We start from the raw sequence: 15,808 nt of genomic DNA, 5'->3' as shown, positions 1-15,808 counted from the left end.
GCGCTGCGCAAATTTCCGGATCAAGCGCTCGTCAGAGCTTAATCGTTGTCGTTGTCATCGTCATAGGGACGCGGTTGCGCCTGCGGAGGTGGCGGCAACGCATCGTCATAGCGCGGCAGCGTTGCGGCTCGATTGCGTGGCACCTGCTGCTGCGGCGGCATCTGGTTGTTGGACTGGAACACGGCGCGGCAGCCGCTCGATAGCTGCGGCGTATTCTGCCGCAGGCAGGCGGTGATCCGGCCGACGTCCGGAATCTGATCGCTGCACAGACGCCAGACGTCCGGCGTGCAGGCCATCTGCTGTTCCATGGTCCCGCGATATTCTTCGGCGAATGCTGCGCCCGGCGCCACCATGCCGCCGATCGCGAGCACGACGCCCAGCGCAATTCGCTCTGTTCGCATGTCCCGATCCTTCTCGATTCCCATCTTCGATTTCCTGGGATTCTCATCAGTCAATGAGGCGGGAGCCGGTTCTGGACCAACAACAAAATGTGAAAAAGGGGTCTGGAACCTACTCCACCTTGCCGATCTTCTTCACCGCCGCAATCAGCCGCCTGCTGTCGGTCGCGACGAATTTCGCGAAGCCCGGACCTGGTAACGCAGCGCGCAGCAACGGCAATGCAGCAGCGGCGCGCAGGACATCGCGTCGATCCATGGCAGGTCCCTCCCCCGATTTTTTCTTGGTTCGGCACCAGCCTGGCGTGACGATCGGCAAGAACAAGGCGTTAACGAAACATTATCCATGTTTGGCCCGCAGCCCGGAACGCCGCACCAAAGCCACCGTTGCCTTCCCAGATCCGCTCGTCAGGGAGTGTGCCATGGGAAAGCTTGCGACCATCGACGTAGCCCTCGACGAGATGCTGGTGAATCTCGCAGCGATCGTCCTGCGGCTGTCAAAGCCCGAATTGACGCGAACCCCGGAAGCACGCAACGCATTGGCGCAATCGGTGCATCAATACGCGGTGTGCGCGGCGCGCTCCACCGATCCGCGTGTGCACGAATTGAAATCGCAGTTGGAAGAGACGCTAAAACCGAACTTGCGTATTGTTGCAAGAGACGGCGTGAAGGTGTCGTAGTCTCGTGGTGGGCACGCTTCCGCCGTCGCTCTTCGAGCTATGACGGACAAGTCGCTTTGCCCGCCCTTCGGGAATTGCGCGGACGATCGACGAGCGAGATCTCGTAGGGTGGGCAAAGGCGCAACGCGCCGTGCCCACCATCACTCGCCGAATTTCCCCGAAACGTCCCGCATGTCCCCTCCCCAATCTAAGGGAAGCAATCCTTGCTCGACGTAGCGATGGAAGCTGCTGTGAGGCCAATCGCGCACACGTGTGACGAGCCCGTGCTTCACCGGGTTGAAATGAATGTAATTCACATGACGCTCCAAATCCGCGTCATTGCGAATTGCATGCTCCCAATAGCGGCGTTGCCAAATGCCCTTCTCGCGCTTCTTCAATTTGCTTGTTGAGCGCGACTGCGCTTCCAACCCTCTCGAAAAACCTCCCTTGATCAAACTCCATCGCGACGAAAAGTCGGAATCATCTTCCGGCAGCGCCCAGATCGCGTGCAGATGATCAGGCAGAACGCAGATCGCGATTGTCTCGAACGGTCGACGCTGCAGGACCGCTCGGTAGATTTGTCGCAGACGATCAATCTGGTCTACCAACAGCGTGTTTGACCGATCGGCGAGCACGACGGTGAAGAAGAACATGTTGCCTTGAGCTCGGCGATATTGAGGCACTTGCGCCCTCTTCGCGCATATTGGTGGGCACGCTTCGCTTTGCCCACCCTACAAGAGTCAAACTACTTTCGCGCTCTTCTTCGGCCGCCGCTTGCAGGTGCCCGGTAACTTCGCCGCGAGGAAATCGCCGAGCGCTTCGACGCGGGCGGGACGCGGGCCGCCGGGGGGCGTCACCAGGTGCACCGCGCCTTCGGCCTGTTTCCAGTCCTTCAGGATCACTTCGACCTCTCCCGAGGAGATGGCCTCGCCGACGATGAACTCCGGAAGCTCAGCAATGCCGAGGCCGGCGATCAGCGCCGGCATCACGGCTTCGCCGTTGTTGACGCGGAGCTGTCCGCCCGGGCGCACGCTGGCCTGCTCGCCGGCCGAATTGGTGTAGTGCCAGACATTGGGCGTCGAGAGATAGGCGTAGCTGAAGCATTTGTGCTCGGCCAGATGCATCGGGTGCGTCGGCCGTCCGTGCTTCTTCAAATAGGACGGCGCCGCTACCGTGAAGCGCGGCATGGTGAAGAGCCGGCGGGCGATCAGCGAGGAATCCGGCAGCCGCGCGATCCGCACCGCCATGTCAAAGCCCTCGCCGATCAGGTCGATGGTCGCATCGCTCAAATGCAGATCGACCGAGACTTCCGGATAGGCCTCGAAGAACTCCGGCAACAGCGGCGCCACCGCCTTGATCCCGAACGTCATGGGCACCGCGAGCCGCACCAAGCCGCGTGGCGCCACCGATTGCGCCAGCGCCTCGTTCTCCGCCGCTTCGCCGTCGGTCAAAAGGCGCGTCGCGCGCTCGGCGAGCTTGTGCCCGGCGTCGGTCAGCGCAAGCCGGCGGGAGGTGCGGTTGAACAGCCGCGCGCCGAGTCGCTCCTCCAGCCGCGTGACGGCCTTGGACACCGTCGCCTTGGACATCGCCAGCTCGCTCGCGGCCCCCGCAAAGGACCGTAATTCCACGACTTTCGCGAAGATCGCGAGCGCCTCGAAATCGGGGAGTTTTGCCATGACAGCCCATCCGCAGGGGTATTTATGGAAACAATGCGTTTCAACAGTTTCTATTTCTATACCACAGGCGGAGGCTTATCCAAGGGTCAATCACAAACCCACGGACTGGAGAAATCCAATGACCAAGAAGCTCTCAGGCAAGGTTGCCCTCGTCACCGGCGGCTCGCGCGGCATCGGCGCGGCCTCTGCCCGCGCCCTCGCCGATGAAGGCGCTGATGTCGCCATCAGCTATGTCGCCTCGCCCGACAAGGCGGAGGCCGTCGTCGCCGAGTTGAAGGCCCGGGGCGTCAAGGCCCGCGCCTTCAAGGCCGACCAGGCCTCTGCCAAGGACGTCACCAAGCTCGTCAACGATGTCGCCAAGGAATTCGGCCATCTCGACATCCTCGTCAACAACGCCGGCGTCGCCGCTGGTGGCGCTGCCGACGATGCCAATGCCGACACTGGCGCGCTGGAGCGTCAGGACCAGGTCAATGTCCACGGCGTCATCGCCGCGATCCGCGCCGCTTCGCAGTTGATGGGTGAAGGCGGCCGCATCGTCACCGTCGGCTCGATGCTGGCCGACCGCGCCTCGTTCCCGGGTCTTGCCGACTACGTCGCGACCAAGGCGGCCGTCGTCGGCTACACCAAGGGCGCGGCGCGCGATCTCGGCCCGCGCGGCATCACCGTCAACGTCGTGCAGCCCGGCTCGATCAACACTGACATGAACCCGGACGACGACCGCGACTTCGCGGAAGCCCAGCGCAAGCAGCACGCGCTGCAGCGCTTCGGCCGTCCCGAGGAAGTCGCAGCCGGCATCGTGTTCCTCGCGAGCCCGGACGCCTCCTTCGTCACCGGTACCGTTCTCAACGTCGATGGCGGCTTCGGCGCCTGAGACGTCAAAATCAAACAAGGACCACGCAAATGATTGAACTCAGACCTTTCGACAAGCTCGGCGGCGCCGATCACGGCTGGCTCAAGGCCAAGCACCACTTCTCCTTCGCCAGCCATTATGACCCCGACAACATGGGTCACGGCGCCTTGCGGGTGTGGAACGACGATGAGATCGCACCGAACACCGGCTTTCCCGCCCATCCCCACGCCAACATGGAGATCATCACCTATGTGCGCGAGGGCGCGATCACCCATCAGGACAGCCTCGGCAATCAGGGTCGTACCGAAGCGGGCGACGTGCAGGTGATGAGCGCCGGCAGCGGCATTCGCCACTCCGAGTACAATCTGGAGCCGAGCAACACCCGGATCTTTCAGATCTGGATCGAGCCAACGCTGCGCGGGGGACAGCCGACCTGGGGCTCGAAGCCGTTTCCGAAGGCCGATCGCTCCGGCAAGCTCGTCACCATCGCGAGCGGGATCGAAGGTGACACGGACGCGCTTCCGATCCGCGCCGATGCGCGGGTGCTCGCCACCACGCTGAAGGCCGGCGAGAGCGCGGAGTACGCGCCGCAGAAGTCCCGGCATCTCTACCTGGTGCCTGCGGCAGGCGCAGTCGAGATCAACGGCGTGCGCGTCAACGCCCGTGACGGCGCCGCAATTCGCGACGAGGATCGGCTGAAGATCACCGCGCTGGAAGATACGGAGCTCGTGCTCGTCGACGCTGCGTAAGCGCGCCCCACACACAACCCGTCATGCCCGGGCTTGACCCGGGCATCCATCGCCTTCGCAAGGAGCTTTTCCGAGCTTGATGGATTGCCGGGTCAAGCCCGGCAATGACAGCGAACAAGACAACTCAACGCATCCAACCCACACACGGAGCCCATCATGACCAAAGTTCTCGTCCTCTATTATTCCGCTTACGGCCACATCGAAGCGATGGCCAACGCCGTCGCCGAAGGCGCGCGCGAGGCCGGCGCCACCGTCGACATCAAGCGCGTGCCGGAGCTGGTGCCGGCCGAGGTCGCAAAGGCCTCCTATTACAAGGTCGATCAGGCCGCCCCTGTCGCTGCGATCGACGATCTCGCCAATTACGACGCGATCATCGTCGGCACCGGCACCCGCTTCGGCCGTATGGCCTCGCAGATGGCGAACTTCCTCGACCAGGCCGGCGGGCTCTGGGCCAAGGGCGCGCTGCACGGCAAGGTCGGCGGTGCCTTCACCTCGACCGCGACCCAGCATGGCGGCCAGGAGACGACGCTGTTCTCGATCATCACAAACCTGCTGCATTTCGGCATGGTCGTTGTCGGCATGAACTACGGCTTCGCCGGCCAGATGAAGCTCGACGAGGTCACTGGCGGCGCGCCCTACGGCGCCACCACGATCACCGGCGGCGACGGCAGCCGCCAGCCCAGCGCCAACGAACTCGCCGGCGCGCGCTATCAGGGACGCCAGATCGCGGAGACCGCCAGGAAGCTCCATGGCTGACGTGAACGGCTGAGCTTCATGGCTGATGGAAACGCGGCATTCCCGTTCGGGAATGCCGCTTCAGCGTATTCCCTTGCCCAGGACTCGCGCCGCAAGAGCTGCGACGGCTGGATGGCGGCGCAGGCCCTGCGCGGCATGGTCGCGCCACGCAAAGGGAGCGCCGCGCCAGGACAGCGCGACGCTGACGTCGGTCAGCGGGACCCTCTCGGCGCCGAAGCGACGCTTGTAGTCCTGGTTGCCGATGCTGAGGTCGAAGCGGCGCACGCCCCCGGCATGCAGCGCCGCCATCGTGCGCTCGATGACGAGCAGCCCCGGCGAGCAGCTCGACCATGAATTGCCGCCGTGGCTGATGCGGAGGAGGTAATAGGTTGCGCCGGATCTGACGCCGAACGCGGTGGCGACGGTCCCCTCGTCGCAGACGAGCGCCGTGACGACGGCATAGCCTTCCGCGACGCCCCGGCGGGCGACCTCGCGGTAAAACCGGGCATGGGCGTCGTCGTTGAGGACGAACCGCGAGCCGAGCTGGCGCATACGCGCCTGCTGCTGCACATCCATGACGTCGAGCAGCTCATGCGCGCGCGCAACGTCCGCCGCGATCTCGAACCGCGCGCCCTCATGCCGGTCGAAGACGCGCCAGCAGCGCGGCATCTGCATGCGCTTGATCGAGGCCTGATAGTCGGCATAGTCGTCGCCCATCAGCACGACATTGCCGTTCAGCGATGACGATCCGATCCGCCCCATCGCGACCAGCGGATTCGGCTTGCCACTGACCTGGGCCGGCATCTTCCTGAGGCGCAGCAGGTCGAAGCGGTCCGGCAAGGCGCGCAACGCCTCGACCAGGGCCCCGCCGATCGCATCCATCGCCGGGGTGTCCAACGCGGCATCGAGCGCCAGGATCGGCGCGTTGTTGTCGGAGACGCCGAGATCGGCGAATTCGACGATGCGGATGCCGCGCCTGATATGGCTGACCATCGGCACCAGCGCGATGTCCTTGCCGGTGGCGGCGTCCGAGATCACCGCGATCAGCGGTGCAAAATCGTGAAACGCCTGATACCACGCATCGAGCCAGTGACAATGCTGGAATGCGGTGCGATGCCCGGCGCTCAGCCGCGGCGCAGCCTGCCGCCAGTCACGCACGAAATCGATCGCGATCTTCGGCGTGCTGGACACGAGATCATCTGGTTGCTCGACGCTGAGGAACGTCATCTGCGGGGCATACGATTACGGAACGTTTCGAGATGGATTATGTTTTGTCGCACTCCGCAAGAGACCTAGCCGCTCAATCGTTAAGCCAATGCCACCGTCGCGCCGGCTGCGACAAGCTGTCAGCGCTCCGGCTTCATCTGCTCGACGCATTGGAACCTGGCGAGGAAATGCAGGCCGGCCACCGCGAGCGCGAACATGAACCAGATCGGATTCTGCCGCTCGAGCAGGAAGGTCTCGGTCGCGCCGTAATACAGGCCGAACAGCCAGATGGTCAGGAACAGCTTTCCCAAAGCGCCGCTGCGGCTGTGAGTCTGTGCAGACTGGAAATTGCCGAGTGGTGCGAGCACGAAGACGAGGATCACGAGCAGCAGTCCCGGCAGACCGATGGTGACGGCGAGGTCGAGATAGCTGTTGTGGCTGTGCGCCGCCGAGGTCGCCCATTCGGCGCCTTGGGCGGTCTGCCGCGCCGTGACGTTGTCCCAGAAGGCCGCGTAGCCGTGGCCGATGATCGGTTTCTCGGCGACGGCCGCCAGCGCAAACTCCCAGATCGCGGAGCGGCCGGTAAAGGTCGGATCGAGCGGCAGCAGGCGCGTCATCGCGCCCAACGCCGGGCTCAAGACACTGCCGACCGTCAGCAAATTCATCACGATCAGCGGCACGAAGCAGATGATCCGCTTGAGCCACAGGCTGGGGGTGACATAGACCAGCGACGCCAGCGCGTAAACCGCAAGGCACAGCACCGACGAGGTCTTGCCGCCGGTGAAGATCAGGAAGATGCCGGCCAGCGCGGCGATCGCGGGTCCCATCACGAACGAGCCGACGGCGGTCAGGTAGATCCCGACATAGACCAGGATGGTCATCACGGGCGAGGCGATATTCTTATGGCCGAAACTGCCGCGCCAGTCGCCGGCAAGCTGTGGCTCGCCGATATCGAGCGCGGTGTGGATCGAATAGTGCGGCGCGAGGAAGACGCCGAGATAGCACAGCGCGAGCAGCACCAGCGCAGCTCCGCCCAGGCACCAATTGAAGCTGCGCTGCGTCGGCGGCAGCAATGGCAGCAGGACGGCAAGCGACGTTATGCTGGCCGCGAGCACGAAGCGCTGGATCGAGACGCCGCGGCTTTCGGAGAGGGCGATGTCGATCACCAGCCAGCCCACGAGGCAGAGGTGAAGCGGTGTCACCAGCGTCTTCAGCGCGGGCGCATCCGTGGTGGCGACGAGCAGCACCGCGACCGCGGCGAGCAGCCCCCAGGCAACATAAGTCAGCGCCATTCGCCCGCCGACGACGGCGGTGACATCGGGATTGCGCAGGTCCGGGAAGGGATCGAGAGTTACCAGCACCAGCAGCAGCGCTGCGACGGCGACGAGGCAGCGCGCCGCCTGCACGGCATTCAGCTCCGCCAGGCCATCGCGCAGGGCACGGGCCAACGAACGGGTATCGAGATCAGTGATGTCGGCGGCGCTGCGGTCCATGCTGCGATCCACGGCTCAAGACACCTGGTGACGCCGGGGAAGCTCCAGGTCCGGGCTCAGCCCCGTTGAGAGTCCGTCGCCAGGCCCTTCGGACGTCTGCGCCGCCGGCTGCCGCACGATGCTGCGCGCGATCTCGTAATATTGCAGCGCCCGTTGCTCCAACGTGAGACTGCCCAGAACGTAACCGCGCGGATCGAACGCGTCCGCGGCACATCCTCCCCAGAAATTTTGCCAACCCGCCTCGAAGCCCGCGACGTCGACGAACTTGGCGCCGCAACGCTCATCCCAATATGGCACCGACGACACCGGCGCGAACTGTACGCGGTGCGGATAGTAATCGGGGTCCCGCCATGGGCCGCCCGGATCCCAGGCGAAAACAGGCACGCCGCACGACAAGGCCTGCTGATAGGCGATGCCCTGGCTCTCGTTCTGGCACAGGAAGATCATCGCGCGCGAACGCGCCAGCGCTTCCTGATAATCTTCTTCCTTGTAGCTGCCATAGCGCAGCTCCGTGAACGAGCGGCCCTCTTGGCGCAGACGGGCGCGGACGGGTTCGATCAACTCCGGCGCATAGCGCTCGCGGTCCCAGTGGACCTTGTCGTAGACCAGCACGTCGATCGTCTTTTGCGCTTGCGCCGACGGCGCCCACAGATCGGTGTCGATGCCGACCGGCCATGCCTCCGTCTCGGGCCAATACGGCCGGTACATGTCGACATACCAGGGGCCGGGCACCACGACCTTCTTCACCGGCAGGCGCTTGAACAGATCGGGGTCGTCGAGCGGATGATTGTGGGCGGCGACGCCGAGCAGAATCGGGTTCTTCCACGCGAACTTTTCGAGCAGGAAGGTGCGGCCGATGATGCAGGCGAGCTCTTCGGGATGCTGCGCGATGTAGCCGTAGTCGTTGACGCGGTAGCGGATGCCGAGCCGGTCGAGTCCCGCACAGAGATTGAGGAACACGCGAAGCTGGCCACTCATGCGCGGCTCGCCCATCAGCATGCGGCGCGCCATGCGCCGCAGATGCCGGTCGCCGGGAAACCAGCGGTCATCCTTGTCCTCGTAGAAGAGGTTGAGGATCATCGCATCGGGGTCGTGTTCGAACGTCTTAGCGGGCACTGGATCCATCCGCGGCAGCCTAGTGCGCATTCTCGCATGGGACCGGCTGCCGCACTCCCCCAAATTTACCTCAGGCTTAATGCCAGCGGCTTAACGCTAACTGACGAAACCCGCGCCGCGCACCCGATCCCGTCAACGATCCGACTGTAATGCGAGTATCATTCGCGGGCATGCCCATGTTGCGATCGATCGCATCATCCGTTCAGTCGCATGCGACCTGGTTAACAGACTCTTAAAGGCGAGCCGTGGCTCAGATCACCGCCGAAGACGTTCTCGATTTGCCGGCCACCACACGCTTGGTTCCGGCGGTTCGCCAGCCGCTGTCGAGCTCGACCTGGTCGGTGTCCGTCGTCATTCCCGCCAAGAACGTTGCGGCCTATGTCGGCGAAGCCATCGCCAGCGCACTGGCGCAAGGCGAGGTGGGTGAAGTGATCGTCGTGGACGACGGCTCGACCGACTACACCACCGCCATCGTCCGCGGCATTCGCGATCCGCGGCTGCGCCTGATCACCAATGATTCCGCCGGCGTGTCGGCAGCGCGCAATCTCGGTGCGCGATATGCCCGCTGCGACTGGCTGCTCTTCCTCGATGCCGACGACCGCCTTCGCCCCGGCGCAGTGGAGGCGCTGCTGGCGGCGGCACGCGGGGCTCCGCGGGCGGTGCTCGTCTATGGCGATTACAACACGATCGACAGCGAGGGACATCAGATCGGCCGGCGCGGCCTGCTGAAGGGGCGCCGGAAGCCGTCCGGCGACGTGCTGACGCGGCTCGCCGCCGGCAATTTCATCGTCAATGGCGGCATCGCGCTCGCACGCACCGAAGCTTTCCGGGCCATCGGCGGCTTCGATACGTCCTTGAGATATTGCGAGGATTGGCATTGCTGGTGTCGTCTGGCGGCGATCGGCGAATTCGAGTTCGCGCCAAAACTGCTGCTCGATTATCGTCTGCACACCGCCAACACCATGAACGCCGCGGTTCGGACGCCGAAGGATTTCTTCCCTGCCATCGCGCGGGTGTTCGACGACGGACTGATCCTGGCACGCCTGCCCGAGGGCACGGCGGTCGGACTGCGCCTCGCCGCCGAACTTCATCTCATCACCTATTCGGCGATGCAGGCGGTTCGCTTCGGCCGATATCGCCAGGCGTTTTTCTATCTCGGAATGGTCGGCCGGCGCTCGCTCAAGGCGTTGCCGCGCGCCGCGGCCAGGACCGCCCTCGCCCGCTTCGGCATCTGATCGTCACGACACGATCTTCGAGGCCTCATAGGGCTTCGGCTCGATCCCGAACGCCGCAAGCATGGAGCCGAGCGCGACCATCACGGGATGCATCGCCACGACGGCCTTCGACGACGTCAACAGACCTGCGGAACGAACCAGCGAGAGCGGCAACCGCCCGAGCATCCGCACGAACACTCGCGCGCGCGCCGATGCGCTCTGCGCGGCCTTGTACTGCACACGATAATTGATCGCCCCGATGCGCAGGCCGCGCTTGGCGATCCAGCCGAGGCTGGTGCGGCCCTGCGGCACGGTCTCGGTGATGACCGCCTCCGCCGTCCAGTGAAAGACCATGCCGGCATCGCGGCACCGCACGAAGAAATCGCAATCGCCGCCGCCGAGGAAATTGAAGCGCAGGTCGAAGGCGGGACGATCGAACCGCTCGAAGGCGGACCGCGTGATCAGACAATTGCCGCAGCCATAGATCAGCGGCACAGCGCCGGAATAGTCGTAGGCGGGACAGAAGGCGGGATGACGCGACAGCCAGGGCTTGCTGTCGTCGTCGAAGTCAGGCAGCACCGGACCGCCGACCACGTCGGCGCCGGTCGCCTCCGCGGTGCGAACCATCAGCTCGAGCCAGTCGCTCGATGCGATCTCGTCGTCGTCGATCATCAGGAAGCGGGTCGCGGCAGGAAACAGCGCCTGCGCCGTCTCGAATGCGGCGTTGATCGCCTGGCAATTGCCCTGCCGCTTCTCAACGAGGCAGACGCCCTGCAGCCTGCCGGCAGCCAGAAACTCCGCGGCAACCGGCGCGCTCTCGCGCTGCGCGGCATCGTTCTCGACCATGACGACGGCGAAGGAACGCGGAGTCCGCTGGTTCGCCAGCGATTCCAGCGTCAGCCGCAGATGCTGAGGACGGCGGAAACAGGGAATGCAGACCACGATACCGACCGACAGGTCGATGACCCCGGAGCTCGCCACGATCTCCCGGTTGGGATCGCGCACGGCATCCGAGATACGCGTGGCGGACAGGTCTGTCGGGATCAATGTCATGACGTTCTCAATGTCCGAGATATGTTGAAAAAGCCCTGCTTCAATTACGCATTCCCGTGACGGCACACCGCCGCGGGACAGATTCGTCCCGGAATGAACGGCCTGTCGATGGCGCTTGCCCAGAGCTCGCGCCGGTTTCCCGGCCGTCCCAGGGAAACATCATGCGCTTAACCGCTTTCGCCTGTTTCTCCTGCGAAACCATGTGCGCGTGGTACTGCAATTCGCGGTCCATGCGCCCATGAAGACCCAACATGAACAATGCCGTAGTTAATGCCCATGCGCATTAACCCGACCGTAAGCACTGCAACCGGTGGGACGTCGCGGCATCGGATTTGCTCTTCGGGCACGCGAGTTTTTTCCTGTAAATTTGAATAGAACAAGCGCGGTCAGAAAATATGAACAAGCCAGCCACGATCGATTTTGCGACAGCCACGGCGATCCGGATCCCCGCGGCCGCCGCACCCGTCCAGGCGCTTCACGATCTCGTCCCCGGCGAAGCGCGCGACAGCCTGCTCGCCGTTCACGACGTGCTGCGGCGCGAACTGCCGCAAGGCCAGCTCGCCATCTATGAAGCCGGCGGCGGCTCCTGCAGCGTCCTGCCGTCGGAATTGCCTGGCCGCAGCAAGGTCACCGTGGTCGACATCGACGAAGACCAGGTCCGCAACAACACCTACGCGGATGAGGCGATCCTCGGCGACGTGCAGACCTACCGTTTCGCCCGCGAGACCTTCGACCTCGTGATCTGCTACAACGTGATCGAGCATCTGCCCCATGTCGACGCCGCGCTGCTGAACTTTCGCGATGCGCTCAAGCGCGGCGGGCTGATCCTGATCGGCGCGCCCAATCCCCGCTCGCTGTCCGGCATCGTCACCAAATATTCGCCGCACTGGTTTCACGTCTGGTTCTACCGGCACATCCGCGGCATCAAGGATGCCGGCCTGCCCGGCGAGCCGCCGTTTCCGACCTTCTTCCATCCGCTGGTGACGCTGCCCCGGCTCGAAGCCTTCGCGACCGCCAACGGGCTGGAGATGATCTACCGCCGTGAGGTCGAGAGCCCGCGCTATCCCGAGATGCGCCGGCGCAAGCCGCTGTTCGCGGCGCTCGTGGACGCCGGCGCGGCCGTGCTGAATACCATGCTGTCGCGTGGGACCGACGTCCGGCGCGGCGACTATCACGTCATCCTGCGGAAAAGCTGAGCATCATGACGCGCGCGCGGCTCGTTGCAGAACAGGCGGAGCCTCGCGGCCATGCCGTGCGTGGTAACGAACCGTTAATCTCCCGGCAGCCCCGGCATCGCCGGCGTCACGAGGACGCACCGCGGAGTGACGAGCGCTTAAACGCTTTGTTTGCCATTTCGTTGAATAGTCCCTCAATGAGTATGGTTAATTTTCCCTGTTGCGTTGATTGGGCACCTATATCCCGGGTGCATGGCGTAGAGCGAAGAGTGACCCCTCAGCCTGCGGCATTTGGAATGAAAGCTGGGGATCATGCTTGACTATAGTCAGCCGATAGATCGGGCGAGACCCGAGCCCCCTCAACAGAAGTCTCAGGCCGGTTTCAACGTTCTGGAGCTCGCCAATTTGCTCTGGCGGCGCAAGATCGCGATTGCCGCGGCTGCCCTGCTCGGCGCAACGCTTGCCGTCACCGTGGGCAAGAGCCTGACGCCACGCTACACCGCCACCGCCCAGCTCTATGTCGATCCGCGCGAGCTTCAACTCGTCGATCGTGAGCTCACACCGCGCGCGCAGGACGTCTCCGGCATGTCCATGGTGGTGGAGAGCCAGGCGCGGCTGATCACCTCCAACAGCGTGCTGCTCAAGGTGATCCAGCAGGCTGCTCTCGACAAGGACCCGGAATTCGGCGGCGGCGGTGACGGCCAGAGCCTGATGTCGTCGCTGCTCGGCCTGATCGGCCTGCAGCCTCGCGCGCCCTCCGCTGCGGACAACAAGGAAGTGCAGCTTGCGGCGCTCGAGGCGCTGAACCGGCACATCACGATCCGCAAGACCGAGAAGAGCTTCATCGTCGACATCGAGGTCTGGTCGACGGATCCGGCGAAAGCGGCGATGCTCGCCAACACGCTGACCAATGCCTACCTCGCCGAATCCCGCAACTCGCAGGCTTCGGCCGCACGGCGCGCCACCAACGATCTCTCCGGCCGCCTCAAGGAGCTGCGCGAGCGGCTGCGCAATGCCGAGACCACGCTCGCCACCTACAAGGCCCAGAACAATTTCGTCGGCACCCAGGACGCGCTGATCAGCGATCAGCAGCTCTCGGCCAGCAACCAGCGGCTTTCCGCGGCCCGCGCGGCGACGATGGATGCGCAGGCGCGGCTCGACCAGATCGAGGCGAGCCGCCGTACCGCTGCCGATGCCGGCGCGATCCCGGAAGCGCTGCAATCGCCGACGATCGCGAACCTCCGCGCGCAATATGCCGATGCGCGCAAGAAATACGCCGAGCAGGCCGGCGAGCTCGGGCCGCGCCATCCGGCGCTGCGCCAGACCGAGAAGCAGGTCGAGGATCTCAAGCGCACCATCAGCGAGGAGATCGACCGCTTCGCCCAGTCCGCCAAGAACGATCTGACGCGCGCCCGCGACTACGAGGCCTCGCTCAACCGGGCCATGGAAGCGCAGAAGCGGCAGAGCTTGCAGCTCAGCCAGGCCGCCGTCCGCCTGCGCGAGCTCGAGCGCGAAGCCGATGCCAGCCGCGACGTCTACCAATCCTTCCTCAAGCGCTCGCGCGAGACCGAGGAGCAGGAGACGCTGAACACGTCGGCGGCCCGAATCATCGGCGAGGCGACGGTGCCGCAGCGGCGCTCGTTCCCGCCCGCCATGAGCATGTTCGCCATGATCGGCTTCATCTTCGGCGCGCTCGCGGCGTCGAGCTGGTTTGCCGCGGCCGAACTGCTGCTCGTCGGCGCGCCGGCGCCCGCACCGGCCAACCGTGAGCGCAAGCCGGCGCCGGAAAGAACGCGCACTCCCGAGGTTTTGCCGGCTCCGGAAGCGCCGCAGCCTGCCCAGGTCTCTCGACTTGCGGAAGTGGCGCAGGACCTGCCCGAACTTGTCGCGCCGTCGCTGCAGCCTGCGATGGTCGAAGAGCCCCTGATCGAAAAGCCACTGATCGCGCGCCTCCAGGAGGCCGACGTCATCCACACGTTAGGCGCCATTCTCGCCACCGGCGGCGGCGTCGACCTCACCCGGCTGGGCTGGCCGACGTTGCGGCCCGGTTTTCCCCTGACGAAGCTGCTCAACACCTGGCGCGACATGCGCACTGCCGCGGCCCGGCGCGCCGGCGACAAGGCGATGCCGGTCATCGCGATCGTCGGTGCAGGCGAGACCAGCGGGCGCAGCGTGAGCGCGCTGAACTTCGCGCTTGCGGCGGCGCGCGACGGCGCCCGCGTGCTGATGATCGATACTGACCATCAGGCCCACGCGCTCTCGAACAAGGTCAGCCGCCCCGGCAAGAGCGAGCCGAGCAGGCTCGGCTGGCTCCCGATCGGCAGCAAGGCCGCCCGCGAGATCAAGACGGTCAACGGCATTTCGGTGCTGCCGGTCGGCGAAAGTGACGCCGGCAAGGCCGCCGACGCGATCCGCAAGGCGATTGCGCAGGCGCGCGCCGCAGGCGGCTATGACCTCGTGATCCTCGACGGCCCCGCGATGCCGCTCTCGGCCGGCGGCCGCAAGCTGCTCGACGACACCGACGCGCTGGTGGCGGTGCTGCCGACCAGCCTCGACATCAACGACAGCCTGGAAGAAATCCTGACCGCGCTGGGCCGCGCCGAGCGCAAACTCGTCGGCGTCGTGCTGGACGAACTCACCCCGGCACTCCAAACGCGCCAGCGAGGCAGACAATATGCTTGAGCGTCGCGTCAACATCGATGGACGGGCAGCAACGGTCGACGTGCCGCGCATCACCGTCGGCGGGCTTCGCATGGCCGCGATCGATCTGGAAGCGACCGCCGATTTCATGATCGAGGCGACCGATCCCGACAATCGCATCGGCCGCCCGTTGTTTCTGACCTCGGCCAATGGCGAGGTGCTGGCGCGCTGCTCGACTGAGCCGCAGACCGAGCGCCTGTTCCGCGCCGCCGACCTGATCAACGCCGACGGCCAGCCGCTGGTGGCGGCCTCGAGGTTGCAATCATGGTTTCCCCTGCCCGAGCGCGTCGCGACCACGGACCTGTTCCACGTCGTCGCGCGCAAGGCGGAGGCGGTCGGCCGTACCTTCTACCTGTTCGGCGCCAGCGAGGTCGAAAACATCGTGGCCGTCGAAAACGTCCAGAAGATGTATCCGAACCTCAAGATCGTCGGACACAGCCACGGCTATCTGAGAGGCGAGGCGCTGCGCGCCAAGGTCGAGGAGATCAACGCCCTGGCGCCGGACTATCTTTGGGTCGCGCTCGGCGTGCCCAACGAGCAGGCATTCGTGGAGGAGTTCACGCCGCACCTGACCAATGTTGGCGTTATCAAGACATCGGGCGGCCTGTTCAACTTTTTGTCGGGCAGCCGTTCCCGCGCGCCGCGATGGATGCAGAAGGTCGGACTCGAATGGGCCTGGCGCACCTTGCTCGAGCCGCGCCGCCTGTTCTGGCGCTATTTGACCACCAACCCCCGCGCGCTCTATCTTCTCTTCAGCCGCAATAAACCCCTCCGCTAAGAGAAGAAG

At 64.9% G+C, this 15,808-nt stretch carries 16 protein-coding genes; 8 read left to right on the top strand and 8 right to left on the bottom strand.

Annotated features, from left to right (window positions below; all coding sequences use genetic code 11):
- Nucleotides 1–38 precede the first annotated feature (38 nt).
- Together CIT39_RS05020 and CIT39_RS05015 are read right to left on the bottom strand one after the other, a co-directional pair.
- Entirely contained in the window at nt 39–401 is a 363-nt protein-coding gene (locus CIT39_RS05020; protein WP_094973493.1) for a hypothetical protein, read from the bottom strand.
- A 109-nt stretch (nt 402–510) separates the two neighbouring features.
- A complete protein-coding gene (locus CIT39_RS05015) occupies nt 511–654 on the bottom strand; it encodes a hypothetical protein (RefSeq protein WP_155526010.1) in 144 nt (47 codons plus the stop codon).
- Nucleotides 655–817: 163 nt separating this feature from the next.
- On the opposite strand from CIT39_RS05015, the gene CIT39_RS05010 reads away from it, so the two are divergent.
- Complete coding sequence (locus CIT39_RS05010) at nt 818–1,075, top strand: hypothetical protein (RefSeq protein ID WP_094973134.1); 258 nt, start codon at nt 818–820, stop codon at nt 1,073–1,075.
- A 140-nt stretch (nt 1,076–1,215) separates the two neighbouring features.
- On the opposite strand, the gene CIT39_RS05005 is transcribed toward CIT39_RS05010, so the two are convergent.
- Both CIT39_RS05005 and CIT39_RS05000 read right to left on the bottom strand, forming a co-directional pair.
- On the bottom strand, nt 1,216–1,737 hold the full coding sequence (locus CIT39_RS05005; RefSeq protein WP_181955138.1) for an REP-associated tyrosine transposase: 522 nt from the start codon (nt 1,735–1,737) through the stop codon (nt 1,216–1,218).
- A gap of 57 nt (nt 1,738–1,794) precedes the next feature.
- Nucleotides 1,795–2,730 (bottom strand): LysR family transcriptional regulator, encoded by a 936-nt coding sequence (locus CIT39_RS05000; protein ID WP_094973136.1) that lies wholly within the window; start codon nt 2,728–2,730, stop codon nt 1,795–1,797.
- Between the two features lie 118 nt (nt 2,731–2,848).
- Between CIT39_RS05000 and CIT39_RS04995 the strand changes: the two genes are divergently transcribed.
- The 3 genes from CIT39_RS04995 to wrbA all read left to right on the top strand — a co-directional run bounded on the left by CIT39_RS04995 (nt 2,849) and on the right by wrbA (nt 5,085).
- Complete coding sequence (locus CIT39_RS04995) at nt 2,849–3,601, top strand: SDR family NAD(P)-dependent oxidoreductase (RefSeq protein WP_094973137.1); 753 nt, start codon at nt 2,849–2,851, stop codon at nt 3,599–3,601.
- 29 nt (nt 3,602–3,630) lie between these two features.
- Entirely contained in the window at nt 3,631–4,329 is a 699-nt protein-coding gene (locus CIT39_RS04990) for a pirin family protein (RefSeq protein ID WP_094973138.1), read from the top strand.
- A gap of 156 nt (nt 4,330–4,485) precedes the next feature.
- Nucleotides 4,486–5,085, top strand: a complete 600-nt coding sequence (gene wrbA, locus CIT39_RS04985; protein WP_094973139.1) for an NAD(P)H:quinone oxidoreductase — start codon at nt 4,486–4,488, stop codon at nt 5,083–5,085.
- A 60-nt stretch (nt 5,086–5,145) separates the two neighbouring features.
- On the opposite strand, the gene CIT39_RS04980 is transcribed toward wrbA, so the two are convergent.
- The 3 genes from CIT39_RS04980 to CIT39_RS04970 form a co-directional block, all read right to left on the bottom strand.
- A complete protein-coding gene (locus CIT39_RS04980; RefSeq protein ID WP_162308350.1) occupies nt 5,146–6,291 on the bottom strand; it encodes a GNAT family N-acetyltransferase in 1,146 nt (381 codons plus the stop codon).
- 119 nt (nt 6,292–6,410) lie between these two features.
- Nucleotides 6,411–7,763: an O-antigen ligase family protein gene (locus tag CIT39_RS04975; RefSeq protein ID WP_101635015.1), complete on the bottom strand. Its 1,353-nt coding sequence runs from the start codon at nt 7,761–7,763 to the stop codon at nt 6,411–6,413.
- A gap of 15 nt (nt 7,764–7,778) precedes the next feature.
- Entirely contained in the window at nt 7,779–8,879 is a 1,101-nt protein-coding gene (locus tag CIT39_RS04970) for a glycosyltransferase (RefSeq protein WP_094973495.1), read from the bottom strand.
- A gap of 245 nt (nt 8,880–9,124) precedes the next feature.
- Between CIT39_RS04970 and CIT39_RS04965 the strand changes: the two genes are divergently transcribed.
- Nucleotides 9,125–10,114, top strand: coding sequence for a glycosyltransferase (locus CIT39_RS04965; protein WP_162308349.1), 990 nt, complete (start codon nt 9,125–9,127; stop codon nt 10,112–10,114).
- Between the two features lie 3 nt (nt 10,115–10,117).
- Here CIT39_RS04965 and CIT39_RS04960 read toward each other — a convergent pair whose 3' ends face one another.
- Nucleotides 10,118–11,146: a glycosyltransferase family 2 protein gene (locus CIT39_RS04960; RefSeq protein ID WP_094973140.1), complete on the bottom strand. Its 1,029-nt coding sequence runs from the start codon at nt 11,144–11,146 to the stop codon at nt 10,118–10,120.
- A 395-nt stretch (nt 11,147–11,541) separates the two neighbouring features.
- On the opposite strand from CIT39_RS04960, the gene CIT39_RS04955 reads away from it, so the two are divergent.
- The 3 genes from CIT39_RS04955 to CIT39_RS04945 all read left to right on the top strand — a co-directional run bounded on the left by CIT39_RS04955 (nt 11,542) and on the right by CIT39_RS04945 (nt 15,799).
- Nucleotides 11,542–12,342, top strand: coding sequence for a class I SAM-dependent methyltransferase (locus tag CIT39_RS04955; RefSeq protein WP_094973141.1), 801 nt, complete (start codon nt 11,542–11,544; stop codon nt 12,340–12,342).
- Between the two features lie 291 nt (nt 12,343–12,633).
- Nucleotides 12,634–15,003, top strand: coding sequence for an exopolysaccharide transport family protein (locus CIT39_RS04950; RefSeq protein WP_094973142.1), 2,370 nt, complete (start codon nt 12,634–12,636; stop codon nt 15,001–15,003).
- Nucleotides 14,996–15,799 carry a WecB/TagA/CpsF family glycosyltransferase gene (locus CIT39_RS04945; RefSeq protein ID WP_094973143.1) on the top strand — a complete coding sequence of 268 codons (804 nt, stop codon included), beginning with the start codon at nt 14,996–14,998 and terminating at the stop codon, nt 15,797–15,799. The genes CIT39_RS04950 and CIT39_RS04945 overlap by 8 nt, the downstream gene beginning before the upstream one ends.
- Nucleotides 15,800–15,808: the final 9 nt, after the last annotated feature.

The organism is Bradyrhizobium symbiodeficiens (genome assembly GCF_002266465.3).
Classification (GTDB): domain Bacteria; phylum Pseudomonadota; class Alphaproteobacteria; order Rhizobiales; family Xanthobacteraceae; genus Bradyrhizobium; species Bradyrhizobium symbiodeficiens.
The sequence above is the reverse complement of the archived record's forward strand: the minus strand, read 5'-3'. Positions and strand labels throughout refer to the sequence as shown.